Annotated in this window: 23 protein-coding genes and 1 pseudogene; 23 read left to right on the top strand and 1 reads right to left on the bottom strand. The window is 32.8% G+C overall.

The genetic code is table 11. The features are described from left to right. Positions 1-57: 57 nt before the first annotated feature. The 23 genes and pseudogenes from AC4PRO_RS04165 (at position 58) to AC4PRO_RS04055 (ending at position 23,378) form a co-directional block, all read left to right on the top strand. On the top strand, positions 58-501 hold the full coding sequence (locus AC4PRO_RS04165) for a hypothetical protein (protein ID WP_492116431.1): 444 nt from the start codon (positions 58-60) through the stop codon (positions 499-501). A gap of 286 nt (positions 502-787) precedes the next feature. Beyond that, positions 788-1,690, top strand: a complete 903-nt coding sequence (locus tag AC4PRO_RS04160; RefSeq protein ID WP_492116430.1) for a YihY/virulence factor BrkB family protein — start codon at positions 788-790, stop codon at positions 1,688-1,690. A 259-nt stretch (positions 1,691-1,949) separates the two neighbouring features. Next, positions 1,950-2,333: a hypothetical protein gene (locus tag AC4PRO_RS04155; RefSeq protein WP_492116429.1), complete on the top strand. Its 384-nt coding sequence runs from the start codon at positions 1,950-1,952 to the stop codon at positions 2,331-2,333. A gap of 306 nt (positions 2,334-2,639) precedes the next feature. After that, positions 2,640-3,398 (top strand): MlaE family ABC transporter permease, encoded by a 759-nt coding sequence (locus AC4PRO_RS04150; RefSeq protein ID WP_074724247.1) that lies wholly within the window; start codon positions 2,640-2,642, stop codon positions 3,396-3,398. A 1-nt stretch (position 3,399) separates the two neighbouring features. After that, positions 3,400-4,179 (top strand): ABC transporter ATP-binding protein, encoded by a 780-nt coding sequence (locus AC4PRO_RS04145; RefSeq protein WP_492116428.1) that lies wholly within the window; start codon positions 3,400-3,402, stop codon positions 4,177-4,179. 23 nt (positions 4,180-4,202) lie between these two features. Next, positions 4,203-4,931 (top strand): MlaD family protein, encoded by a 729-nt coding sequence (locus tag AC4PRO_RS04140; RefSeq protein ID WP_492116427.1) that lies wholly within the window; start codon positions 4,203-4,205, stop codon positions 4,929-4,931. A 220-nt stretch (positions 4,932-5,151) separates the two neighbouring features. Continuing rightward, the gene (locus AC4PRO_RS04135) at positions 5,152-5,931 is read left to right on the top strand and encodes a DUF4382 domain-containing protein (RefSeq protein ID WP_492116426.1); all 780 of its coding nucleotides are present in this window, start codon (positions 5,152-5,154) and stop codon (positions 5,929-5,931) included. A gap of 226 nt (positions 5,932-6,157) precedes the next feature. Further along, entirely contained in the window at positions 6,158-6,343 is a 186-nt protein-coding gene (locus AC4PRO_RS04130) for a CsbD family protein (protein WP_074724250.1), read from the top strand. A 198-nt stretch (positions 6,344-6,541) separates the two neighbouring features. Beyond that, the gene (locus AC4PRO_RS04125) at positions 6,542-7,174 is read left to right on the top strand and encodes a porin family protein (RefSeq protein WP_492116425.1); all 633 of its coding nucleotides are present in this window, start codon (positions 6,542-6,544) and stop codon (positions 7,172-7,174) included. A 73-nt stretch (positions 7,175-7,247) separates the two neighbouring features. Beyond that, entirely contained in the window at positions 7,248-7,400 is a 153-nt protein-coding gene (locus AC4PRO_RS04120; RefSeq protein ID WP_139174262.1) for a lmo0937 family membrane protein, read from the top strand. 32 nt (positions 7,401-7,432) lie between these two features. After that, complete coding sequence (locus AC4PRO_RS04115) at positions 7,433-7,726, top strand: YtxH domain-containing protein (protein ID WP_074724252.1); 294 nt, start codon at positions 7,433-7,435, stop codon at positions 7,724-7,726. A gap of 40 nt (positions 7,727-7,766) precedes the next feature. Further along, on the top strand, positions 7,767-8,114 hold the full coding sequence (locus AC4PRO_RS04110) for a hypothetical protein (protein WP_492116424.1): 348 nt from the start codon (positions 7,767-7,769) through the stop codon (positions 8,112-8,114). Between the two features lies 1 nt (position 8,115). Then, on the top strand, positions 8,116-8,445 hold the full coding sequence (locus tag AC4PRO_RS04105) for a hypothetical protein (RefSeq protein ID WP_074724254.1): 330 nt from the start codon (positions 8,116-8,118) through the stop codon (positions 8,443-8,445). A gap of 717 nt (positions 8,446-9,162) precedes the next feature. After that, on the top strand, positions 9,163-10,965 hold the full coding sequence (locus AC4PRO_RS04100) for an Ig-like domain-containing protein (protein ID WP_492116423.1): 1,803 nt from the start codon (positions 9,163-9,165) through the stop codon (positions 10,963-10,965). Between the two features lie 73 nt (positions 10,966-11,038). After that, positions 11,039-13,069 carry an OmpA family protein gene (locus AC4PRO_RS04095; RefSeq protein ID WP_492116422.1) on the top strand — a complete coding sequence of 677 codons (2,031 nt, stop codon included), beginning with the start codon at positions 11,039-11,041 and terminating at the stop codon, positions 13,067-13,069. Between the two features lie 195 nt (positions 13,070-13,264). Continuing rightward, on the top strand, positions 13,265-14,353 hold the full coding sequence (locus AC4PRO_RS04090) for an alkene reductase (RefSeq protein ID WP_492116421.1): 1,089 nt from the start codon (positions 13,265-13,267) through the stop codon (positions 14,351-14,353). A gap of 54 nt (positions 14,354-14,407) precedes the next feature. After that, positions 14,408-15,466, top strand: coding sequence for a class I fructose-bisphosphate aldolase (locus AC4PRO_RS04085; RefSeq protein WP_492116420.1), 1,059 nt, complete (start codon positions 14,408-14,410; stop codon positions 15,464-15,466). Between the two features lie 134 nt (positions 15,467-15,600). After that, a complete protein-coding gene (locus AC4PRO_RS04080; RefSeq protein WP_492116419.1) occupies positions 15,601-16,074 on the top strand; it encodes a nuclear transport factor 2 family protein in 474 nt (157 codons plus the stop codon). Positions 16,075-16,712: 638 nt separating this feature from the next. Further along, entirely contained in the window at positions 16,713-18,458 is a 1,746-nt protein-coding gene (locus tag AC4PRO_RS04075) for an APC family permease (protein WP_074724260.1), read from the top strand. Positions 18,459-18,517: 59 nt separating this feature from the next. Next, positions 18,518-19,327, top strand: coding sequence for a mechanosensitive ion channel family protein (locus AC4PRO_RS04070; RefSeq protein ID WP_492116418.1), 810 nt, complete (start codon positions 18,518-18,520; stop codon positions 19,325-19,327). A 3-nt stretch (positions 19,328-19,330) separates the two neighbouring features. Further along, the gene (locus AC4PRO_RS04065) at positions 19,331-20,230 is read left to right on the top strand and encodes a mechanosensitive ion channel family protein (RefSeq protein WP_074724262.1); all 900 of its coding nucleotides are present in this window, start codon (positions 19,331-19,333) and stop codon (positions 20,228-20,230) included. A gap of 317 nt (positions 20,231-20,547) precedes the next feature. Further along, positions 20,548-21,353 (top strand): annotated as a pseudogene (locus AC4PRO_RS04060) (cation:proton antiporter domain-containing protein). 291 nt (positions 21,354-21,644) lie between these two features. Further along, on the top strand, positions 21,645-23,378 hold the full coding sequence (locus AC4PRO_RS04055; protein ID WP_492116417.1) for a PAS domain-containing hybrid sensor histidine kinase/response regulator: 1,734 nt from the start codon (positions 21,645-21,647) through the stop codon (positions 23,376-23,378). On the opposite strand, the gene AC4PRO_RS04050 is transcribed toward AC4PRO_RS04055, so the two are convergent. Beyond that, positions 23,368-24,417 (bottom strand): o-succinylbenzoate synthase, encoded by a 1,050-nt coding sequence (locus AC4PRO_RS04050; RefSeq protein WP_492116416.1) that lies wholly within the window; start codon positions 24,415-24,417, stop codon positions 23,368-23,370. The genes AC4PRO_RS04055 and AC4PRO_RS04050 overlap by 11 nt on opposite strands. Between the last annotated feature and the right edge of the window lie 32 nt (positions 24,418-24,449).

Raw genomic sequence — 24,449 nt, 5'->3', positions numbered from 1 at the left:
ATTTTCAATCAATTTTTATAAAAATTTATTAAATAGCACATCAAAATTACAAACATCATGAAAAAAACTACTTTAAGTACAATTACAAAAAACTTCTTTTTAGGCCTATTATTAATCCTGTTTACAGCCTCCTTTACTTCTTGCTCCAAAAAGGTTGCTTTTCAAACTTCAACTATTGTTCCAGCAGCGCGTGGTGATGTCAAGATAACAAAAGATAATAATAAGAACTACCTGATTCAAATTAAATTGGAGAACTTGGCAGAAGTAAAGAGACTTGAGTCATCAAAAAAGGCTTACGTCGTATGGATGGAATCAGACGATTCAATGGTTAAAAATATTGGTCAGATAAAAAGTGATTCAAAATTTTTGTCTTCAAAATTGAAAGCGACTTTTGAAACAGTTACTCCAATAAAGCCTACGAAAATATTTATAACTGCTGAAGAAGATGCAGAAGTTCAGTACCCTGATAAGGAAATAATCCTTAGCACAAGAAATTTATAATATCTAGAAAAGATATTAATTAGGAAAGTCACGATAAAAAGATTGTCGCTTTTTTACATAAATTAAAAAAGCGGATCATTTTAATAATTTTTTTTGGTTTGGTTTGGTTAAAGGGTTGCAGTAAAATGCAACCCTTTTTTAGGTAGAGCTATTTTTATTTTCGAATAGAAGAAAACATTGTATAATAAAAGTGTAAATAGTATAATTTATTTAGAAAGTTACACAATACTTTAAACGCCTAAAAAAAGACCTTTGTAAATTTTAAAAATCCTATAAACAGCAAAAAATGCAATTTAAAACTAAGGATACAGTCACGCTACTATCAACAACTTTTGCCGCTTGGAACGATAAAGATCCTTTTAGACAAAGCGCTGTTATTGCCTATTATTCCATTTTTAGTATACCAGGATTATTAGTGTTAATCATTTCTATTGCTGGTTATTTCTTTGGAAATGACGTTGTAAATAAAAATATCTTAGAACAGATTTCGAGCACTATGGGAACAGAAACGTCAATCCAGATCAGTCAAATTCTAATTAAATCTACCGAATCAAAATCTACGGTATGGGGATCTATAATTGGCGTCACTATTTTACTTGTTGGATCAACAGCTGTATTTGTTGAATTGCAAAAATCTCTCAACTTGATTTGGCATGTAGAAGTACTTCCACAAAAAGGGATTTTAACTATTCTAAAAGCAAGATTATTTTCCTTTGGGCTAATATTAGCCATCGCTTTTTTACTTCTGGTCTCTTTGGTTATCAGTGCCAGTTTATCCAGTATGGCTAATTGGATCAAAGGATATACGGATGACTCCACTATCCTTTTTTTCAATATATTAAATTTTTTATTTTCCTTTGGGGTGATATCGGTACTTTTTGCACTAATGTTTAAAATTTTACCGGATGCCAAAATTAAATGGAAGCATGTTTGGCTAGGATCTATAGTAACTGGAATTCTATTTACCATTGGCAAAACAGTATTAGCCTTTTATTTCAGCACAGCCAATCCAGCATCTATTTATGGAGTTGCGGGTTCCATAATTTTAATTTTATTATGGGTTTCATACTCTTCTATGATTCTGTTTTTTGGCGCCGAATTTACAGCTGCTTACGCCAAATTTTACTCTGGCACTATTGCTCCCACCACAATCGCAAAAAAAGAATCTTCCAATAGTAAAAAAATATAATTAGCTGATTCCTTTATTGCTCCTTAAATGATCCAATTTTCATGATAAATTAATAATCAATTATGATTAATTAACTAAATCTAGTCCAGATTAAACTCCGTCACAATTTCTACCTCTATCTTATTACATCTGTAAATTATATAAGTTTATTCAAAAGTTGTATAACATAATTTTATATTAAAATACTGAATTTTAATGTATTACAAACTATGAAATTCTATACTTATTTTTTTAGCATTTCCATAAACAAATGAATATCATGAAAAAAGTAAAAAAATTAGGAGTATGGATGGATCATTCTATTGCATATTTAATGGAATTCACAAACAATCCTTTTGATATAAAAACAATTGAATCTGAATTTATTGAAAGAAAAAAAGAACAGTCTATTTCAAAAAAAACCGAATTATCAATTAATAACGAACAATATGTTTTATATGCTTATTATAACAAAATAGGCGAAGCCATTAAAAACTACAAACAAATAGTCCTTTTTGGCCCAACAGATGCCAAAGTGGAATTATTTGATGTTTTAAGCGAAGATCATCGTTTTGTGAAAATGAAAGTTGAAATAAAAGAAACAGACAAAATGAGTGTAAACCAACAACATGCCTTTATAAATAAATATTTTACAGAAAACTAACCCCACAATTAATAAACTAAACTTGATTTAAAGTCATTATTTAGAAGCTAGATTCCAAAATCGATTTTAAACCAGACTATTTAATTCCTTCCACTTTCGATAAAAAAACTGTGAAAAATATAAATTTATCTCAATATTATGCAACAATAGTCCATTGGATAACGAAGACCTTTGTAGCATAATAAAATGAAATCATTTAAAAATGCTTTTTAAAGCAAAATAAAATTAATTCTTTAAATAAATCCAACCCTTATTATACAAAATTACAACAAGTACTAATTATTAATCTCTATTACATATGAAGCTTTGACAGTTTATCTAAAAAATATTTTTAATGATGTAGGTAATGTTACATTATTTGCAACAAAGTTTTTTAAAGAGGTTTTTTCTCCTCCTTATGAATTTAAAGAATTCATGAAACAATGTTATATTATAGGGTATAAATCTATTCCCTTAGTTGCTATAACAGGTTTTATCATGGGATTAGTACTAACTCTTCAATCTCGCCCTACCCTAGCTAAATTTGGTGCTGAATCTTGGTTACCCGGTATGGTGGCACTTTCATTGATTAGAGAAATTGCGCCCGTTATCACCGCACTAATCTGTGCTGGGAAAATTTCATCAGGTATAGGAGCTGAGCTAGGTTCTATGAAAGTAACAGAACAAATAGATGCTATGGAAGTAGCGGCAATTAATCCGTTCAAATACCTAGTGGTGACCCGTATTTTAGCAACAACGCTTATGGTTCCAATACTAGTAATATTTGCTGATGGAATTGGCATGTTTGGTGGGTATATTGGTATAAACATGCATGGAGACGTTAGCTTTTTTCGTTATATATCAAAGGTATTCGATTCCCTTGCATTCGTAGATATTATTCCGGCGACAATCAAAACATTCTTTTTTGGTTTCTTTATCGGGATGATTGGGTGTTACAAAGGATTCAATGCTGAAAATGGTACAGCAAGTGTGGGTCAAGCTGCAAATTCAGCTGTAGTAACTGCCTCACTTACTATTTTCATCATCGATATGTTAGCCGTTCAATTAACTGATTTACTATTTTAAAATGGAGAAAGAATCAACAACTATACTTCCTCAAGCCTCTATTGAGGATAAAGGACCTGTTATAGAAATCAAAGGACTCTTTAAAACCTTTGGAGAAAATAATCATGTCCTAAAAGGAGTTAGTCTTTCCTTAAATAAAGGAGAAGATCTAGTGATATTAGGAAGATCTGGTTCTGGTAAATCCATAACAATAAAATGCATCGTGGGTCTAGTTTTACCCGATAAAGGAGAGATAAAAGTATTTGGTCATAATGTATTGAATTTAGCCACTCATCAACTTAATGAAGTTCGAATTAGAATTGGTTTCTTATTTCAAAATTCTGCTTTATATGATTCAATGACCGTTAAACAAAATCTGGCATTCACCTTAAAACGTCATGCATCCAATTTGACCTATCAAGAAGTTGAAAAGCAAATTGAAGAGGTATTAGAAAGTGTAGGTTTAGCAGAAGCTATAAATAAAATGCCCTCAGAATTATCAGGAGGAATGCGAAAAAGAATTGCGCTTGCACGCACACTAATCTTGAAACCTGAGATCATTCTATATGATGAACCCACAACTGGTTTAGATACAATTACATCACGGGAAATAAGCGAGTTGATTTTAGAAATTAAGAAAAAAAACAAAACCTCTTCCATTATTATTACACACGATATGGCCTGTGCAAAACTTACAGCTGACCGTATTATGATTCTGAAGGATGGAGTAATTCATGCAGAGGGCAGTTATCAAGAACTAGAAGCGAGTGAAGACCAATGGGTACGCTCCTTTTTTATATAATTATTAAATTTAAGAAGTTAGTTATGAACAGCAAATCAGGGAGCACTTGGAAATTAGGAATGTTTGTTTTAATAGGATTAGTGGCGTTTACATCAACCATTTATTTTGTTGGAAAACAAAAAAACATGTTTGGTTCTACCTTTCGTTTAAATTCAAATTTCAAAAATGTTAGCGGGTTGGAAATCGGAAATAATGTGCTTTTTTCGGGAATCAATGTTGGTACAGTAAGCGAAATACAGTTAGTAACGGATACATCAGTAGTTGTTCGATTATTAATTAAAGAAGAAGTACAACAGTTCATTAAAAGCGATGCTGTTGCTAGTATTGGGTCAGATGGATTAATGGGAGATAAAGTTCTTACTATATCTCCGGGAACTAATTCGAAGAGCATCGTAAAAGATAATGCGACCATAAAATCAATTCAAGCAATTGAAATGGATGAAATCATGAGAAGCATTAAAGTAAGTATGGACAATGCTGGTATCATAACAAATGAACTTGCTGAATTCACTTATAAAATGAATAATGGAAACGGGGCACTATCAAAATTAATCACTGATGAAAAATTTGCAAACAGCCTAACAAAAACACTAACCAATCTCCAAACTGGGTCTAAAGGACTGAGCGAGAATATGGAAGCGGCAAAACATAATTTTTTACTAAAAGGGTACTTTAATAAAAAGAAAAAAGCAGAAGAAAAGAAAATTAAAGAGTTAGAAAAAGAAAAAGAAAAAAATGAAGCAGCAAAGTAATTCAACATTAAAGAAATATTTACTATGTGTTTTTAATACCTTATCAATTCTATAACTTAATTCTTCATCATAGGAAAAGCCTTGCCATTATTGATTATTTCAAGATTTAACACGTAAATAATGAAACTTAATACTAAAATCGTGTAACACTCCGTTGAGCTAATAGCGGAACCTTTACATAATTAATAAATATTAAAATTAATCCCTTAAGAATAAAAAAATGAAAAAATTAAATGTAATTCTAGCTTTTATCATGTTTGGATTCCTATTGAACTCATGTAATAATGATAGTACAACCGGAAGCTACCCCTACTCAGTAAGTATGACTGATGCGCCAGGTCCTTATCAAGAAGTAAATGTTGATGTGATAGGTGTTGAAATAAAAGGTGATGGAGCAGAAACAATAACACTGAACGTCATTCCTGGTATTTATGATCTTCTTACGTTATCAAATGGAGTGGAAAAACTTATCGCTACTGACACATTAGAAATTTCTAAGATATCTCAAATAAGACTTATATTAGGAACAAGAAACACAGTCGTATTAGACGGTATAACTTATCCATTGAGTACTCCAAGCGCTGAGCAGTCTGGCCTAAAGCTTCAGGTAAACCAAACATTACAGGAAGGTATAATGTACCATGTTCCTCTTGATTTTGATGCTAATAAGTCAATTGTTAAGTTAGGTAATGGCGGTTATAAATTGAAACCCGTTATTAGAACTGTTGAAACTGCAATAAGCGGAGCTATCAAAGGTACTATTACACCTATTGGATCTTTAGCCGTAGCTACTGCCACTGAAGTTGTTTCTGGGTTAAGTTATTCCACCAATGTAAATGTTGAAGGAAACTTTCTACTAATGGGACTTCCAGCAGGAAAATACACTTTAACCATCACACCAGATGTAATTTTAACTCCCGCCCTAAAGGAAGTTACTATAGAAAATATTGATGTAGAAATAGGTCAAACAAAAATTATCGCAGCTATTACTTTGTCCTAGTGCAGCATAAAGTAAATCATTTTAAACACCTCATTTCTTAAAAAGAAATGAGGTGTTTTTTTTTGTGCCAATTTAAATTGACCCTTAATTTATTATAATTCTTAAAATTTATTTATTCCCAAAATAAGTGAATCATATAACTTCTTATAAAAGTTATGTAACACATTTAAACTCATAACTGCCCAACTTTGCAGCATACTGAGTAAAGAATATAAATTACATTAAAATGCAAAAGAAAGATCTCAAAGAGACATGGAAAGAGCAAAAGGAGCATCTCAAAAAAAAAATTGCGGCTTTAACTGATACTGAATTATTATTTCTCGAAGGCAAAGAAGAAGAAATGATAACAAAGCTTCAAGTTAAGTTTGGCAAAACAAGGCAAGAATTATATCAAATTATTAATAGGCTGTAAAGTAGCGGCTTGAGTTAAAAAAAAAGCCTCCATTATTTCAAATGCTAAATACTATAGAAATGCAAATCAGTAAACATTAATCATCTAACCGTAAATAATATAACATTTATCAAAAGTTATATAAGAACTTTCCTGATCAAGTTCCCGAACTTTGTAAGACAATCAGGCACAAAAAAATTAAATTTTAAAACAAACAAAATGAAAAAATCAAAACAACTGACGTTAGCTACTTTTTTACTAACGTGCTTTGCATTTAATGCATCAAATGCGCAAGACATAAAATCAACTACTCCAGCATTTGGGTTCAAAGGGGGTCTTAACTTTTCCAATATGTATACTGATAATGTAGACGACAATAATATGTTAACAGGTTTCAATGCAGGTTTGTACGCTAAATTCCCAATTACAAATTCTGTATCCATACAACCTGAAATATCGTATACTACTAAAGGTGCTGAACTTACCTACAATAATGCTTTTGCAAATGGAACAGCACAATTCAAAATAAACTATATTGAAGTTCCTGTACTACTAGTTTTCAATCTTACAGATGCTTTAAACATACATGCTGGACCGTATGCAGCTTATATGGTAAGTGGTAAAACAACAAACGATTCAAACCTATTTACCTCTGAAACTAGATTAGACACTAATGATTTCAAAAGGTTTGATGCTGGTCTTTCAGGAGGAGTAGGAGTTGATTTAGAAATAGTTAACTTTGGAGTAAGATACAATTACGGTTTAACAAAAGTATTCAAAGAAGGAAGCTTTGCGGATCCAGATGCTAAAAACAGTGTCTTTAATGTATATGTTGGTCTACGACTTAACTAAAAATAAAAGTGGGATTCAAAAAGAGAATCACGGTCCTTAAAAAACAATAACTAATCCATAAAAAATAGAAATCATGAGCAATCTTCTTTACACACTGGCAGTAATTTTAATCATTTTTTGGGCAATCGGATTCTTCGCATTTAGCGCGGGAGGAATCATACATGTATTACTAGTAATTGCAGTAATTGCGGTACTATTAAGACTTATCCAAGGAAGAAGATTATAAAATACAATTATATACATATTAAAAATAAAATTATGAAAACAGATAAAGTAATATTAGGCGTTTTAGGTGGTCTTGCAGCGGGTGCAATAATGGGAATATTGTTTGCTCCAGAAAAAGGAAAAAAAACAAGAAAGAAAATTAAAAACGTAAGCAACGATTATAAAGACGAATTAAAAGATAAATTTGATTCTGCATTAGAAACACTTTCAAAAAAATATGATGTTCTTAAAGAAGAAGGACAAGGTCTTTTTGAGGAAGGTAAATCTAAATTTGAGAAAACTAAAAAAGACATTGAAAATATGGATATTAAAAATATCAATATCTAACAATAGTTTTTTTAAACTTCAATCGGCTTAAAATAAAATTATGAATGACAGAGCAACAACAATAGAAATTCTTTTCGAAAAAGTAGAAGACTATACTCGCACAACTGTGGAATTGGCAAAACTAAAAGTTATTGACACTTCAGCAGATGTTGTATCTTCCTTGATCTCGCGATTAACAATTGCTATTGTTTTTGCTATGTTTTTGCTACTTCTAAACTTTGGTCTTTCGTTTTGGATTGGTGAACTTCTTGGGAATTTTTATTTCGGCTTCTTCATAATGGCAGCCTTATATTTAGTACTATCTATTGTATTATATTCTTATAAAGATCAATGGATTAAAATACCAGTTAGTAATTTTATTATTACCAAAATGCTGAAAAATAAATAGCATGGAAAAAGGGAACGCGACACAAAATTTGAGCCAAACGATTTTATTGTTGGAACAAAAAAAGACAGAAGAATTACAATCCTTACAACAACAATATCTTGTTGTTTATGAAAGCGTAAAGCCTTTAAACTTAGTCAAAAGTGCTTTAAACAAAATGACCACGTCTCCAGATTTAAAACACAATATACTTAATACTGTGATTGGTTTATCTACTGGTTACATCTCAAAGAAATTATTGTTGGGTTCAACCCACAATCCAATAAAAAGGATACTTGGAACCGTATTACAATTTGCCGTAACAAACTTAGTTGCGAGACGCAATAACAACTAGAAATTATTACTTCTTTAATGAAAATTTCACTCTATATTTTAAATAAATCAATTTGTTTATTATGATTCGAATAATACTATTAATTTATATTCTTTCTAAGAAAGCGACACGAAATAGTAACATCCAGTAATCCTTTTAGTTTAATTGTCAATCTTCTAATAAACCTTTATTAGCTCACACTGAGCAAAAAATTAAAAAGAAGAATTGATAATTGTGACTAAAGCACTCGCGTATTAAAATCAATAAAAGCATGAAGAATCAGTACAGTCCCGTGATGGATTAATTAAGGAACTCCCTACCTATCTTAGATCTTCAACAAGAAGCCAAAAAAATACTACTTTACAATATTTGAGTTCGCTCAGAGACGCTGCGCTATTTATAAAACCGAAATTGGTATCCTCCACCTGTTTTTCTAATGATAACTAAGCGAAAAATCATGCTTATAATAACTATTTTAAGATATTAATTTCTTAAAATCAAATTCACTTTCCATTTTTAGTTCTCTTTTTTAGTTTTTTTAGCGGCATAAATTATTCAAATAACAGTTCTTTAACAAAATTAAATATATAACACCTTGATTTACAATAACTTTATTTAATTTTTAACATTTCATATAAGTGAATTATAGAAGTATACCTTTTAATAGTGTAATACTTGTACAAGTAATTAAACCAACCTTTGCTTCATAAAATAATTAATCCCCTAAACTTAAATAAAATGAAAACTAAAAATTTACTATTAACCTTTGCAATACTATTTATTGCTTTAATTTCCGGTTGTGCGAAAGACGATTTTATAGAGGTCGATGGCGTTTGTCCAGTTGTGACAAATACCACTCCAATCAATGGAGCTACTAACGTTCCTTTGGATCAATTGATTACTGTAACCTTTAATGAGGAAATGAATGTTGAAACTATAAATCAGTCTTCATTTACTTTAAATGGTACTTCGCAAGTAGCGGGTGTAATCACATATGCAGGTAAAACGGCAACGTTCAAGCCATCTGCTTTACTTTCTCCTAATACAACTTACAATGTTACAATAAAGAGAACAATATTAGACCTTACGGGTAACGCGCTACAAACAGAAACTAATTGGACTTTTAGTACTGGGTTAACAGTAACTCCAATGGTTGCATCAACTGATCCAGAGAACAACGCTAATAACGTAGTTTTAAATAAATTAGTAAGTGTAACATTCAATATGCCAATGAAAGCTAGTACTATCACTGGGACCACATATACTGTAAAACAAGGAACTACTGATGTTTCAGGAATTGTATCCTACAGCGGAAACACAGCTGTATTTACTCCTACATTAGCATTGGCAGCAAATACAGTCTACACGGCAACTGTTTCAGCAGCTGTAACTAATTTAGACAATACGTCTATAGCTGCAGACTATGTTTGGAAATTTACAACTGGGACCATAATAGCTCCAATAGTGACTTCTACAGATCCTTTTCCTAATTCAACAGGAGTAAATGTCAACAAAACGATTGTCGCAACGTTTGATATGCCAATGGATGCAGCAACAATTAATAATACTAATTTCACCTTGAAACAAGGTATAACAACTATTCCGGGAGTTGTAACTCTTAATACTGCAGGAACTATTGCTACTTTTAATCCAGACAGTAATTTATTGGAAGGAAAAGTATATACTGCTACAATTACAATTGCGACAAAAAATGTTGCGGGAGTGCCTTTGGCAAATGATAAAATATGGAACTTTACAACATTAATTACTCCTACAGTACCAGTTGCACCTAGCACATCAAATTTATTTTATGGAGTTTTTGGTGGAACAGCAGGAATAACAAATCAAGGACTAACCACAAGAGTTAATAACGGTCCTATCGGTACAACAGCTGTATCTACTAAAGTAACTGGGTTCACAGATACTAAGGCATCCCCATTTGAGGTGTATACAATTACTACTCTTAATAATGGTTTAGTTAACGGTGGAATTTTTGCCGCGGCACCTGCACCAGGAAGCGCTCTTAAAGCAGCAAAAGCACTAGAAGGATTAAATGCAGCACGAGATCTTTATAATAGTATTTCTCCAGCTTCAAAACCAGGTGGAAGTGCTATAGGTGTAGGAGAACTAGGAGGACTATCTTTACCTCCAGGTGTTTATAAATCATCAGTTGATTCATATAAAATTACAAATCTTGATTTAGAATTAGATGCCCAAGGTAATGCAGACGCGGTTTGGATTTTCCAAGCAGTATCTTCCTTAACAGTAGGATCTTCAACAGCACCTAGAAGTGTTAAGTTCAAGGATGGTGTTGGTAATCCAAATAATGTTTATTGGTACGTAGGTAGCCAAGCAGAAATTAACTACGGCGGCGGTGGTGTAATGGTTGGAAATATCATTGCAGAAGAGGGTGTGACATTGTCTGCACCAGCAAATAGTACTACGTTGCCTGGTCAGGAAACAGTATTAAACGGAAGAGCTATTTCATTAGTAGCGTCTGTTACTATGGTAAATACCATTATTAATATTCCCGCTAATTAAGTAACACCCCTAAGTTTTACATATCCCGTCTCAGGGCGGGATATATTTTAAATAAAACCTAATAATAAAAAAAATGAAATTAAAAACTATTTATACGGACAAATCATGTACTGCATGGACTCCAACTAATCTTACCATCAAAAGCATCGGAATGATTGCTTTAGCCATGTTAAGTTTTCAAACAGCTGTACAAGCACAGGAAACTATTGCAGTCAAATACGCAAAACCTTCATGGTACTTTGGTGTAGCAGGTGGAGCCAATTTTAATTTTTATCGTGGTTCAACGCAACAATTGAATGCAAGTTTTACGTCGCCAAAGGCATTTCATGATGGATTTGGAGCTGGACTTTTCATTGCGCCACTTTTAGAGTATCGTCCTGCTGATTCAAAATGGGGTGTTATGTTACAAGCTGGTTATGATAGTCGTAAAGCTGATTTTGACCAAGTGATTACTGCATGTGACTGTCCTGCTGATTTATCAACTGACTTAACTTACATTACAGTAGAACCAAGTGTGCGTTTTGCTCCTTTTAAATCTAATTTTTATTTATATGGTGGACCACGTTTGGCTTTCAACTTGGATAAATCATTTACATATCAATTAGGTACTAACCCAGCATTCCCAGAACAAACAGCTAACGCTGCAGTAACAGGTGATTTTGATAATATTCAAAAAACAATCGTTTCCATGCAAATTGGAGCAGGCTACGATATTCCACTTTCAACAGATGCAAACAAAACACAATTTGTATTGTCTCCTTTTGTTTCTTTCCAACCTTATTTTGGTCAAGATCCACGTTCAACAGAAACATGGAACAATACAACTGTAAGAGCAGGTGTTGCACTTAAATTTGGACAAGGAAAAAACATTCAGGAAGCTACAGATATCGTAGCAGATAAAGAAGTTTCGTTTTCTGTAGATTCTCCTAGTAATGTTCCTGGAGATCTTAGAATTACTGAAATTTTCCCTCTTAGAAACTATGTGTATTTTAACGCTGGATCAAGTGAAATACCAAACCGTTATGTTTTATTAAACAAAGGTCAGGTAAAGGATTTCAAAGAAGACCAATTGGAAGTTTTTGCGCCAAAAAATTTATCAGATCGTTCAAAAAGACAAATGACTGTTTATTACAATGTTTTAAACATCCTTGGTGACCGTATGCAGAAAAATCCAAATGCAACTATTTCTTTGGTAGGTTCATCAGAACAAGGACCGGAAGATGGTTTAGCGATGGCAGAATCAATCAAAACATATTTAGTTGATGTATTTGCAATAAATCCATCTAGAATAAGTACTAAAGGTCAAACCAAACCAAACATTCCAGCAGAACAGCCAGGTGGAACACTTGAATTGGGACTTCTTCGTGAAGGAGACCGCAGAGTTTCTATCGAAAGTAATTCTCCAGATTTATTAATGGAATTTCAAAGTGGTCCTGATGCTCAATTAAAACCGGTGAAAATTGTTCCACTTCAAGAAGCTCCAGCTTCAAGTTATGTAACTTTTAACAATAAAGGAGCTGGTGAAGCTTTATCTACTTGGTCATTGCAAATAACTGATGAAAAAGGTAAATCACAATCTTTCGGACCATATACTCAAGATGAAGTTCGTATTCCTGGAAAAGCAATTTTAGGAAGCCGTCCAGAAGGAGATTTCAAAGTAAAAATGATAGGTCAAACTAAAAGTGGTGCTGTTATACAAAATGAAGCGCCTATGCATGTTGTTCTTTGGACACCAGCTAAAATAGAAGAAGGTCTTAGATATAGTATCATTTATGAATTTAATAAATCAAAAGCTATTGCCATCTATGAAAAATATTTGACTGATGTTATTACACCAAAAATCCCTGTTGGAGCAACAGTAATAGTTCATGGTCACACTGACGTTATAGGTGAAGAAGTTTACAATCAAGATTTATCTTTAGCTCGTGCAAACGATGTGAAAACTATCATTGAAAATGCGCTATCTAAAGCGGGTAGAAATGATGTTAAATTTGAATTAAATGGATTTGGAGAGAATGACAGCAACTCTCCTTTTGATAATAAAACTCCAGAGGAACGTTCTTACAACAGAACTGTTATAATTGATATTGTAGCTGTAAAATAATAAGTCCATTTAACGACAAACTTATTTTTTAGATTTAAAAAAGAGGATAGAAACTTAACGGTCTATCCTCTTTTTTTTGTTTAAAATTAATCCCTAATACAACTCTGTGCCTACTGCAATCAATTACACAATCATTTTAAACCCTTAAGTCAATAAATATAATTATCTTTATAACAACGACTTAAGATAAAAAAAATGAAAAACCAGCAATTATTCACTCCCGAAAAGATTGGCTCTATCGAATTAAAAAATAGAGTTGTCATGGCGCCTATGACCCGATGCAGAGCTTTAAAAAATGTTCCAAACGAGCTGATGGCTGAATATTATAAGCAGCGTTCCAGTGCTGGTTTAATTATTACCGAGGGTACCTCACCATCGCTAAATGGACTTGGCTATGCGCGAATCCCTGGCATATTCAATGAGCGACAAGTGAGTGGTTGGAAAAACATAACCAAAGCTGTACATAAAAATGGAGGAAAGATCGTTGTTCAGTTAATGCATTCCGGAAGAATAAGCCATCCTTTGAACATGCCTCTGGAAAGTGAGGTACTTGCCCCTTCTGCTCTTAAAGCTGCCGGACAGATGTGGACTGACTTGAAGGAATTACAAGATTTTGTTGTGCCAAAAGAAATGAGTTTACAAGATATTATACATGCAAAAACAGAATTTGTTAGCGCTGCACAAAACGCCTTATTTGCAGGATTTGATGGCGTAGAACTGCATGGAGCAAACGGCTACTTACTAGAAGAATTTCTATCGCCCGTGAGCAACATTAGGAATGATACTTATGGTGGAAGCATTGAAAATCGATGCCGATTTGTGATTGAAGTAGTAACTTCCGTGGCTGAAGCCATTGGAAAAGATAAAACGGGAATTCGTTTATCTCCTTATGGTATTGCTAGTGATATGCCACATTATCCCGAAATAGACGAAACCTACAATTACCTATCAAAAGAACTTAATAAAATTGGCATCGCTTATATCCATCTTGTAGATCATTCAGCCATGGGAGCACCTCCTGTACCAATCGATATTAAAAAAACAATTCGCAAAAACTTTAGAAACTCCCTAATTCTTTGTGGTGGTTTTGACCAAGAAAGCGCAGAGCTGGCGATTGCAAGTGGACTGGCTGATCTGGTAGCATTCGGAAGACCCTTTATAAATAATCCAGATCTAGTAGAACGTTTTAAAAATGATTGGTCTCTTTCCCAAAATCTTAATGCAGATCTATTTTATACCGCCGACGAAAAAGGATATACTGATTATCCTTCTTATCAACCATAATTCAATATACATCTTTTAATAACGAAATGGGATATCACTAAAATAAAATTTAAAATGGAAGATATAGACCGCTTGCTAGAATTATTAGGAGACAAAAAGGATTTTTTACTAAACCATGTCTGCAAAACAGTTACTAAAGACCAAATTCAATTACCGCATCCCAGTTTTACAGACTCTTTTTTACAAAGCAATCGAAATGGGCAAACTATCAGAAGCTTAACTCAGCTTTATAACCATGGTAGATTATCTGGAACAGGATATCTCTCTATTTTACCGGTAGACCAAGGTATTGAACATACTGCTGGAAGTTCATTTACTCCAAACCCAATGTACTTTGATCCTGAAAACATTGTAAAACTAGCCATGGAGGCCGGTTGCAATGCTATTGCTTCTACGATGGGCACCTTAGCCCTGCTTTCCAGAAAATATGCCCATAAAATTCCCTTTGTTGTAAAGATCAATCACAACGAATTACTAACTTACCCCAAAAAATATGACCAGATAATGTTTGCGAGTGTAAAAGACGCTTGGAATATGGGGGCGGTAGCTATAGGTGCAACTGTATATTTTGCGTCGGCTGAATCTGATCGACAAATAATAGAAGTTTCAAAAGCATTTGAAGAGGCTCACAATTTGGGAATGGCGACTATTCTTTGGTGCTATTCTAGAAATAATTCATTTGTAAAAGACAATGTTGATTATAATTCAGCTGCAGACATAACAGCTCAAGCCAATTATTTAGGAGTATCACTGCAAGCTGATATTATTAAACAAAAATTACCAACAAGTAACGGCGGGTTTACCGCTATTGGGTTTGGAAAAACTGACCCAGAAATGTATACTAAATTAACTAGTGACCATCCTATAGACTTATGCAGGTATCAGGTTTTGAATTGCTATGCTGGACGAATTGGTATGATAAATTCCGGAGGAGAATCAAAAGGGGCAAGTGATTTTAAAGAGGCGGTACAATCTGCTATCATAAACAAACGTGCTGGTGGATCGGGAATAATTATGGGGCGAAAAGCTTTTCAACGTCCTTTTAATGATGGAGTGAAAATACTAAATGCCGTACAAGATGTCTATCTTGCAAAAGTAATTTCTATAGCTTAATAAGTTTAAGTAAATTACGATTCTAAAAACCAACTTTTTTAGCAATAAAAACAGTTTATTTCTTATCTATTTTGATAAAAAAAACACTTTGAATAGAAAAATTTATTATTTTTAGTGCTCTTTTTAACTTAATTATGACGGAAAACGAAAAAACAATTACTAAATTTTACGATGCTTTTGCTAACGGAGATGCTTCAGCAATGTGTGCATGCTATCATCCAAATATTGAATTTCGTGATCCAATCTTCGGTTCTTTGAAAGGAAATGATGCTTGTAAAATGTGGGAGATGTTAATGGCACGCAGCAATGGAGATGTAAAAATTAAGCTTTCAGAACTAAAAGCAGATGACTACCATGGAGCTGCTCATTGGGAAGCTACTTATAATTTTAGTAAAAATAATAGAGCCGTAGTCAATCATATTAGAGCGGCGTTCTTTTTTAAAGACGGTTTAATCCTGCGACATACAGATGATTTTGATATCTGGAAATGGTCAAAACAGGCATTAGGATGTAAAGGATATCTGTTGGGCTGGACTGGTTACATGCAGAATAAAATTCATAAAAGTGCACTAAAGTCGCTTAAAAAATACCTACAAACCAATTTATAATACTTCAGTCTTTAAAAATGATTTTTTTAAGAGATTTAAATCGATTAAAACGAAAGTCAAATTTGGACGATTGAAAAAGGAATAAGTAATTCTGCTGGGAATCTTTGTTTGCATATTGTGGAAAATCTTAATCGCTATATTTCGAATACATACGGGAACATAAAATACGTAAGAAATCGAGAATTTTAATTTTCATTAAAAGATATCCGAAAAACGGAGCTAATCCATATAATTGACGAAACTATTATAGTCGTGGACAATGCGCTCGATAAACTATCTGAAAAGGAATTGCGAATGGAATTTCCGGTTTTAGTTTTTGAAACAAAAACATCAATCGGATTTATATTGATTCATCTAACTACTCGCCTCGCCTATCATCTTGGCTAATTAAATTACCACAGACGACTATTAGAAGAATAAATTCCATAATTCATTCCCTACTAGGTTTTTTTTCTTTCTTTCTAAGTAAAAGAAAATATTAAAAAATAAAAAAATATAATTACCTGTAAATCAATAATTTTACTGTGCTACAATCGCTTCGACGATATTCCATAGGAAGGAATCTGTTTTCTTATTTGGCCTTTTATCACAAATGCCTATATTGCGGAGCAAATTGAAATAAATCCAAATACTATACAATGAAAAAGGTATTACATAAAAAATTAAATGAATTACAGGCGACGGCTATTTGCGGAAATGATATTAGTTCTTCGTGCTTGTATGTTTCGGCTCTTACTATTATGTATGCGGGGCAGTATGCATGGATTTCATTATTATTTGTGGCTGTTGTTTTATTTTTATTCAGAAAAATATATGGTGAAGTTGTTGGAGCAATTCCCCTTAATGGTGGAGCATACAATGTATTGTTAAATACTTCTTCTAAGAAGATGGCTTCTCTTGCCGCAACATTAACGGTATTATCCTACATGGCGACTGCAGTAATCTCTGCATCTGAAGGAATGCATTATCTACATGGTATTATTCCTGGTATAGATATAACGATTACGACAGTTATTGTATTATTAGCATTTACTGGTTTGGCAATTTTAGGGATTGGAGAATCTGCATTTGTGGCAGTAATAATTTTTATAATCCATTTAGCCACCCTGAGTTTATTAGTCGTAGCTTCTGCATGGTTTCTTCTTAATCATGGTTTACAAACTTTTCATATAAACTGGAGCCTTCCAGTTACTTCTGGTGGTATCGTCAATGCTCTTTTCTTGGGTTTTTCTGCCGCAATGTTAGGAATCTCTGGTTTTGAAAGTTCTGCAAATTTTGTTGAAGAGCAGGAACATGGTGTATTTCCAAAAACACTTCGCAACATGTGGGCTATCGTCAGCTTTTTTAATCCAATGATTGCTTTGCTATTAATCTGTATTATTCCCTTAGCTGAAGTGGGCGAACATAAAGAATCATTACTTGCATTCTTGGGACAAACAACAGGAGGATCATGGCTTGCTTATCTTATTTCCATTGATGCTGTTTTAGTGTTATGTGGAGCTGTTTTAACCTCATTTGTAGGGGTTTCTGGTTTATTGAATCGTATGACATTAGATAGAATTTTGCCAAACTACTTTTTAAAACAAAACAAGAGAGGGTCTAATTATAGAATTATCATCAGTTTTCTAATCCTTTGTGTTTCTGTACTATTTGTTACAGGAGGTAATCTTATTGCACTGGCTGGTGTATATACCTTCTCCTTCTTGGCTGTAATGGGCTTATTTGGTCTTGGAAATTTATTATTAAAGTTCAAACGTAAAAAATTACCCAGACCAGAGAAAGCAAGAGGAGTTTCAGTAGTTCTTGCTGTAATATTGGTAATTGTAGCCTTTGTGGGTAATGTTCAATTGAATGTAGATTCCTTCTATACTTTTATCAAATATCTGATTCCTTCGTTGCTTTTTATAGCAATCATGTTAGGTAGATCTTTTCTGATACAACTTATGATAGACGCCTTAGAGTATTTTTACAAACCAATGCGCAAAATGGTGATATTCAGCAATCGCTATTTAATGAAAATGAATTTAAAAATAAATTCACAAGAGTTTGTGTTTTTTACTAAAGGTGATGATGTAGCTATTCTAAATAAAGTGATGCAATATGTACAAAATAACGAGTCTACCAAAAAATTAAGGATCGTCAATGTAAAACTTAAAGGAGCAAAATCTGATGAGTCACTCATAAAAGATCTTAAAGTTCTGGATCGCGCGTATCCAGAAATTGACATTGAATTCATTGAGCTAGAAGGTATTTTTGGCCCAGAAATCATTGATGAACTTTCTAAAAAATGGAATATACCAAAAAATTTCATGTTTATTGGTTCGCCCGGAGATCGTTTTTCCTATAGAGTTGCTGAATTAGGCGGTGTTCGATTAATTATGTAACTTTAGTAGCTGCTACTATAAATAGCTAAGATCAATAGTCTCCAAAAAAAATTAAACACATGAAGGAAATAATCGACTATACTCTTTTTCAAGATGGTGGTTTTGACATAAAGGTTATTGGTATAATAAAGCTGATTGTTTTTATAATCGTAGTGCTACTGGTGTTAAAAATCATTAGAAAAGCAATTTATAAAGTTGAAAAAATTGACGTAGCCAAAAAATATTCTATTTACAGGCTAATTCGATATTTAATTATTCTAGTATCAATCATTGCTGGATTACAATTATTTGGTTTTAATTTATCGGTGCTTGTAGCTGGATCAGCGGCCCTTTTAGTAGGGATTGGTTTAGGACTTCAGAATCTTTTTAGTGATTTTATTTCTGGAATCTTACTATTGCTTGATTCCTCTGTAAAAGTCAATGATGTTATCGAATTAAACGGAATGGTTTGTACTGTTCAGGAAATTAATTTGCGAACGACAACAGTTCTGACCAGAGATGACAAGTATATTATTTTACCTAATTCTGATTTGACAAAAAATCAATTAATCAACTGGACTCATAACGATCTTGCATCGCGGTTTGAAGTAAATGTAGGTGTTGACTATTCTTCAGATGTTGCACAGGTAATGCAAATATTAAAACAAGCTGTTGATAGTCAAAATAGCGTTTTGAAGGAACCGAGTCCTTTTATACGTTTTACGGATTTTGGCGATTCATCATTGAATTTTTCAATAATTTTTTGGTCCGAAGAATTATTTCGTGTTGAAAATACGAAAAGCGAAATGAGGATAAAAATATTTGAATTGTTTAAAACGAATAACATCACCATTCCTTTCCCCCAGCGCGTTGTTCACATTAACAAATAACAAATGGAAGAGCAAATTCAAGAATATCTTTATAATCCAACAGTTGGAAAAATTGTAAGCTTTTTTATTGGCATCGCAATAATTTGGATGTTAATAAATACCATTCAAAAAAATCTTTTTTCGAAAATTAAAGATAATAATAACCGATACAAGGCTAAGAAATTTAGTAGTTTTATTGGTTATTTTTTAACAATACTTCTTTTAACAATTATATTCAGCGATAGACTTGGGAACCTTACCGTTGCTTTAGGGGTTGCTGGTGCTGGTATTGCATTTGCTCTACAAGAAGTAATCGCTTCATTTGCAGGATGGTTAGCTATCATGTTTGGAGGATTTTACAATACAGGAGATCGCGTTCAGCTTGGTGGAATTAAAGGCGACGTAATGGATATTGGTGTACTAAGGACTACTATTATGGAAACTGGTCAATGGGTTGACGGCGATTTGTATAACGGCCGAATTGTTTTGATTGCAAACAGTTATGTTTTTAAGGAACCTGTATTTAACTATTCAGGAGATTTTCCTTTTTTATGGGATGAAATTAAAATTCCTGTTCAATATGGCAGTGACTATGATAAAGCCAAGGAAATAATTCTTAAGGCCGGAGTTGAAGTAGCTGGAGACCTGACAATTAAGTCCAAACAAAAATGGACCTCTCTTCAAAATAAATATCGCTTAGAAGATGCCCAAACAGAACCAATGATTTCCTTAATTGCCAACGATAATTGGGCAGAATATACCCTTCGTTATGTCGTGGGATATAAAAGGAGAAGAACTACAAAAACAGAATTATTTACTAAAATATTAACTGAAATTGAAAAAACAAATGGAGCCGTAAAAATGGCTTCTGCAACATTCCAATTAGTTCAGGCACCCGATTTTAATGTTAATATCAAAAAATAAGAATGGATTTATTTCCTCTTTTTTCAGTACTTATTGTTTTGTCAGCAGGCTTTATTTCTATCAATTTTAGGATCCTAAAATTACTCAATGCAATAGGTTTGATGTTAGTTTCTTTAATTTTTTTTTATCTTAATTCTCGGATATTAATTCCCTCCGTTTAAAGAAAATATTGCGGTAAAAATGGACAATATTAATTTCAGCGAACTATTATTAGAAGGAATGCTAAGTTTCATGCTATTTGCGGAAGCGATTCATATCAAATTTTAAGATTTGAATAATGAAAAACTTAGTATTTTACTTTTTTCAACCATTAGCGTATCAATAAGTACTTTCATAATTGGATTTACAGCCTCCTACTGGCTCACTTTTATGGGGTTGATGTTCTGTTAATCCATGCCATGTTTTTTGGCGCTCTAATCCCCCCTACTGATCCCATCACTGTATTCAGTTTACTAAAAAGTGCAGGTATAACTAAATCATTAGAGACTAAAATTGCTGTAGAATCTTTGTTTAATGATGGAGTAGCTGTTGTCGTTGTTATTACGATTTTAAAATTAGCGCAACCTGAAGCCAATTTAGAAATAAGTAACATCTTATTATTATTTAAACAATTAGCTATTGGAGGCTTACTTTTAGGACTTGGAATTGGTTACATCGGGTATAAATTGATTGCTAGCATTGACCATTACCAAGTGGAAGTTTTAATCACTTTAGCAATAGTTATGGAGGGTATACGCTTGCTCATTTTATCCATGTTTCCGGACCTCTGGCGATGGTTGCGGCAGGATTAATTACAGGAAATCAAGGCAAAAAATTAGGAATGTCAGATGTTACCGCAGAATATATTGATGAATTTTGGGAACTTATTGATGAAATTTTAAATGCAGTATTGTTTATTTTAATAGGTTTAGAATTATTAATCATACAAGTCAATGAAAAAATACTTTTTGCAGTCATAATACTATTAATAATAACACTGATGACAAGGTATATTTCAATTTACATCCCTTCCATCGCCGTTCGTTTGAAAGAAAGAATTACTCAAAAAACCATTCTTATTTTAACTTGGGATGGGTTAAGAGGGGGGATTTCTATAGCACTTGCCTTATCTATCGCTCCTTAATTCAGTAAGGATATTTAGGTAACCATCACTTACGTTATAGTATGTTTTTCAATTATAGTGCAAGGAATGACGATTGGGAAATTTGCCAAAAAAATGCAATAACTTATTTTTTGTCTATTTCTACACAAAGTACTAGTAAAATAGACACAAAAAAAAACATTACTTTTATTTTTTACAGTAATTATTTATTATATTTAACAACCCTTATTCTACTTAATTTTAGACCTATAGATTTTTAAAAATTGTATAGTATACATTTAGTATCTGTACCTAACTTCAATTTATTAACTAATGGATTATACGAGTTTAAATACTGCTAAAATCGAATCCGATTTTTATAAATTACAGCAAGATTACAATTCATTAAAGGAGTTGTTTGATACAATAACCAATACGAATCAAACTAATGAAAATCAAATTAATCAAATTAATGAAAAACTCACTATATCTTTAGAAAACATGTCAGATGCTTTTGTTGCTATAGACAACAATTGGAAGTATACTTTTGTAAACCAAAAAGCAGGTCTAATGTTTGGAAAACAACCTGAAGACCTCATTGGCAAAAATGCTTGGGTTATTTTCCCTGATGCTGTTGGAAAACCATTCCATAAAGTGTACTATAAAGCAATGAAAACCAAAAGGGAAATAGTTTTTGAAGATTATTTTCTTCCTTGGGATCGATGGTTCGAAAATCGAGTTGTCCCCAGTAAAGAAGGAATCGTTATTTTTTTTCAAGATATAACGGAGCGCAAATTAGCCGAAAAAAAACTAAAAGATCTTAATACAAAACTAGAGGTTCGAAATAGAGAATTATACGAGAGTATTATTCAGATACAAAAAATTAATACTGAATTAATTTACGCAAAAGAGAAGGCAGAAGAAGGGGATCGCCTAAAATCTTCTTTTCTAGCTAACATGAGTCACGAAATCAGGACTCCAATGAATGGTATTTTAGGTTTTACAGCCCTTCTAAAGGAACCAAAACTAACTGGTGAGGCACAACAAGAATATATTCGCGTTATTGAAAAGAGTGGAAGCAGAATGCTAAATATCATAAATGATATCGTTAGCATCTCAAAAATAGAATCTGGCCAAGTCAATCTATCTTATAAAGAAACTTCAGTTAAAGATCAAATTAAAGCTATTTTTAATTATTTTAAAAATGAAGCGCTGCAAAAAAATATTGAACTCAAAATTAACAATACTCTAAATCAAGAGGACAATTTAATACATACAGATGAAGAAAAAGTCTATGCTATATTATCGCATTTACTTACTAATGCAATAAAATTCACCAATCATGGATTGATTGAGATAGGATGTTTTAAAAACAACAATTCTATTACTTTTTATGTACAGGATTCAGGCATAGGAATTGATTCTAAAAAAATAGACATCATTTTTGAACGATTTAGACAAGTGGACGATTCATTAAGCAGGAATTATGATGGTGCCGGATTGGGATTATATATTGCTAAATCTTACATTGACCTTTTAGGCGGTAGAATCTGGGCAGAAAACAATACAGATCATGGTTCTGTATTTTATTTTAAAATCCCTCTTATCAAGTCCAATGAAACTGATAAAGTAGTCCAACCCCAATTAGCACTCGTACCTTATGAAACACAAAAATTAAAAATACTGGTTGCAGAAGATGACAGTATTTCTTTAAAATTTATTTCTAAAATTTTAAAAATATTTGGGGAAAATTTATTGATAGCCAGAAATGGATTTGAGGCGGTAAATCTCTGCAAAAAAAACCCAGATATTGATATCATACTAATGGACATTCAAATGCCAGTGATGAACGGATATGAAGCGATTAAAAAAATAAGGGAGTTTAATGAAGATGTAATCATAATTACTCAAAGTGCCTTCGTATTTACGGACGAAGCCGAAAAAGCAATTGAAGTTGGAGGCAATGGATACATTTCGAAACCAATCGACAAAGATCAATTAATTGAACATATCAATAAGCAATTAGTATCTTCAAGATCCAAGGCACGAACTAAGACTATTTTATAATTTCAGCTATACTAAAGTTCCAGTCAATCCCTTTTTTATACCATAATTGCCCTTTAAAAACATCTAGTGGGCATTCAAAATTATTAGTATAAAGAGCACCTGTTCCAAGTCCTTGAGGCATCAAATTATCTTGTAAAAAAGTCCATTGCGCAATGGCATTTAATCCAATATTACTCTCCAAAGCAGACGTAATCCACCATCCGACATCGTACTTTTTAGCCAATGAAATCCATTCCTGCGTTCCTTTAAAACCACCTATAAAACTAGGTTTTAAAATGATGTATTGCGGCTTTATTTTTAGTAATAACAGTTCTTTCTCTTCTAATGTAAATACGCCAATCAACTCCTCATCCAAAGCAATGGGCAAAGGAGTCTTTTTACACAACTCTGCCATCCTGTCAGTATTGTTTTTTTGTATTGGTTGCTCTATACTATGTAGTTTAAATTCAGAAAGTTGTGAAATTTTATCTAAAGCTTTACTTATATCGAAAGCACCATTTGCATCTACTCTAATTTCAATCTGTTCCGGAGTAAAATATTGCCTGATATACCGCAATAAATCCAGTTCTTTTTCAAAATCTATCGCCCCAATTTTTAGTTTTACACAAGCAAATCCTTGCGCTAATTTCTCTTCTATTTGTTGCTTCATAAAAGCGGCTTCACCCATCCAAACAAGACCATTGATTTGGATTGATTTTGTGCCCTCAGTAAACTCTGAAGGGAATAGTAAAAAAGGGCTTTCACTTTGCAACGATTGAAAAGCCATTTCGACTCCAAACTGAATTGAAGGAAACTCTATTAAAGCTTCCCAAAGTTGCTCTTCACCGAGATGAATATTAGCACAAGTCCATTGTAATTTTTCTTCATAATCTGGTCGGTCATCGATGCTCAATCCTCTCAAAATGCCGCACTCGCCTATTCCTGTTTTTCCGTCTTTTTCAAGTACTAAAAACCAGGTTTCTTTTTCGATCATAACACCTCGGGAAGTTCCTGAAGGACGTTTGAATTCCAGTATATATTTGTGGTAGATTGCTTTCAAATTAATTGTGGATTGTAGATTTTTAAAACTGA

Source organism: Flavobacterium sp. DW-iso2 (genome assembly GCF_058725285.1).
The sequence above is the reverse complement of the archived record's forward strand: the minus strand, read 5'-3'. Positions and strand labels throughout refer to the sequence as shown.

Bases quoted from the DNA above. Each gene is read 5' to 3' on its own strand.
- AC4PRO_RS04090 (WP_492116421.1), top strand. From the start codon at position 13,265: ATGAAAAACCAGCAATTATTCACTCCCGAAAAGATTGGCTCTATCGAA.
- AC4PRO_RS04125 (WP_492116425.1), top strand. From the start codon at position 6,542: ATGAAAAAATCAAAACAACTGACGTTAGCTACTTTTTTACTAACGTGC.
- AC4PRO_RS04075 (WP_074724260.1), top strand. From the start codon at position 16,713: ATGAAAAAGGTATTACATAAAAAATTAAATGAATTACAGGCGACGGCT.
- AC4PRO_RS04055 (WP_492116417.1), top strand. From the start codon at position 21,645: ATGGATTATACGAGTTTAAATACTGCTAAAATCGAATCCGATTTTTAT.
- AC4PRO_RS04115 (WP_074724252.1), top strand. From the start codon at position 7,433: ATGAAAACAGATAAAGTAATATTAGGCGTTTTAGGTGGTCTTGCAGCG.
- AC4PRO_RS04080 (WP_492116419.1), top strand. From the start codon at position 15,601: ATGACGGAAAACGAAAAAACAATTACTAAATTTTACGATGCTTTTGCT.
- AC4PRO_RS04110 (WP_492116424.1), top strand. From the start codon at position 7,767: ATGAATGACAGAGCAACAACAATAGAAATTCTTTTCGAAAAAGTAGAA.
- AC4PRO_RS04165 (WP_492116431.1), top strand. From the start codon at position 58: ATGAAAAAAACTACTTTAAGTACAATTACAAAAAACTTCTTTTTAGGC.
- AC4PRO_RS04145 (WP_492116428.1), top strand. From the start codon at position 3,400: ATGGAGAAAGAATCAACAACTATACTTCCTCAAGCCTCTATTGAGGAT.
- AC4PRO_RS04085 (WP_492116420.1), top strand. From the start codon at position 14,408: ATGGAAGATATAGACCGCTTGCTAGAATTATTAGGAGACAAAAAGGAT.
- AC4PRO_RS04135 (WP_492116426.1), top strand. From the start codon at position 5,152: ATGAAAAAATTAAATGTAATTCTAGCTTTTATCATGTTTGGATTCCTA.
- AC4PRO_RS04155 (WP_492116429.1), top strand. From the start codon at position 1,950: ATGAAAAAAGTAAAAAAATTAGGAGTATGGATGGATCATTCTATTGCA.
- AC4PRO_RS04160 (WP_492116430.1), top strand. From the start codon at position 788: ATGCAATTTAAAACTAAGGATACAGTCACGCTACTATCAACAACTTTT.
- AC4PRO_RS04130 (WP_074724250.1), top strand. From the start codon at position 6,158: ATGCAAAAGAAAGATCTCAAAGAGACATGGAAAGAGCAAAAGGAGCAT.
- AC4PRO_RS04070 (WP_492116418.1), top strand. From the start codon at position 18,518: ATGAAGGAAATAATCGACTATACTCTTTTTCAAGATGGTGGTTTTGAC.
- AC4PRO_RS04095 (WP_492116422.1), top strand. From the start codon at position 11,039: ATGAAATTAAAAACTATTTATACGGACAAATCATGTACTGCATGGACT.
- AC4PRO_RS04120 (WP_139174262.1), top strand. From the start codon at position 7,248: ATGAGCAATCTTCTTTACACACTGGCAGTAATTTTAATCATTTTTTGG.
- AC4PRO_RS04140 (WP_492116427.1), top strand. From the start codon at position 4,203: ATGAACAGCAAATCAGGGAGCACTTGGAAATTAGGAATGTTTGTTTTA.
- AC4PRO_RS04100 (WP_492116423.1), top strand. From the start codon at position 9,163: ATGAAAACTAAAAATTTACTATTAACCTTTGCAATACTATTTATTGCT.
- AC4PRO_RS04065 (WP_074724262.1), top strand. From the start codon at position 19,331: ATGGAAGAGCAAATTCAAGAATATCTTTATAATCCAACAGTTGGAAAA.
- AC4PRO_RS04105 (WP_074724254.1), top strand. From the start codon at position 8,116: ATGGAAAAAGGGAACGCGACACAAAATTTGAGCCAAACGATTTTATTG.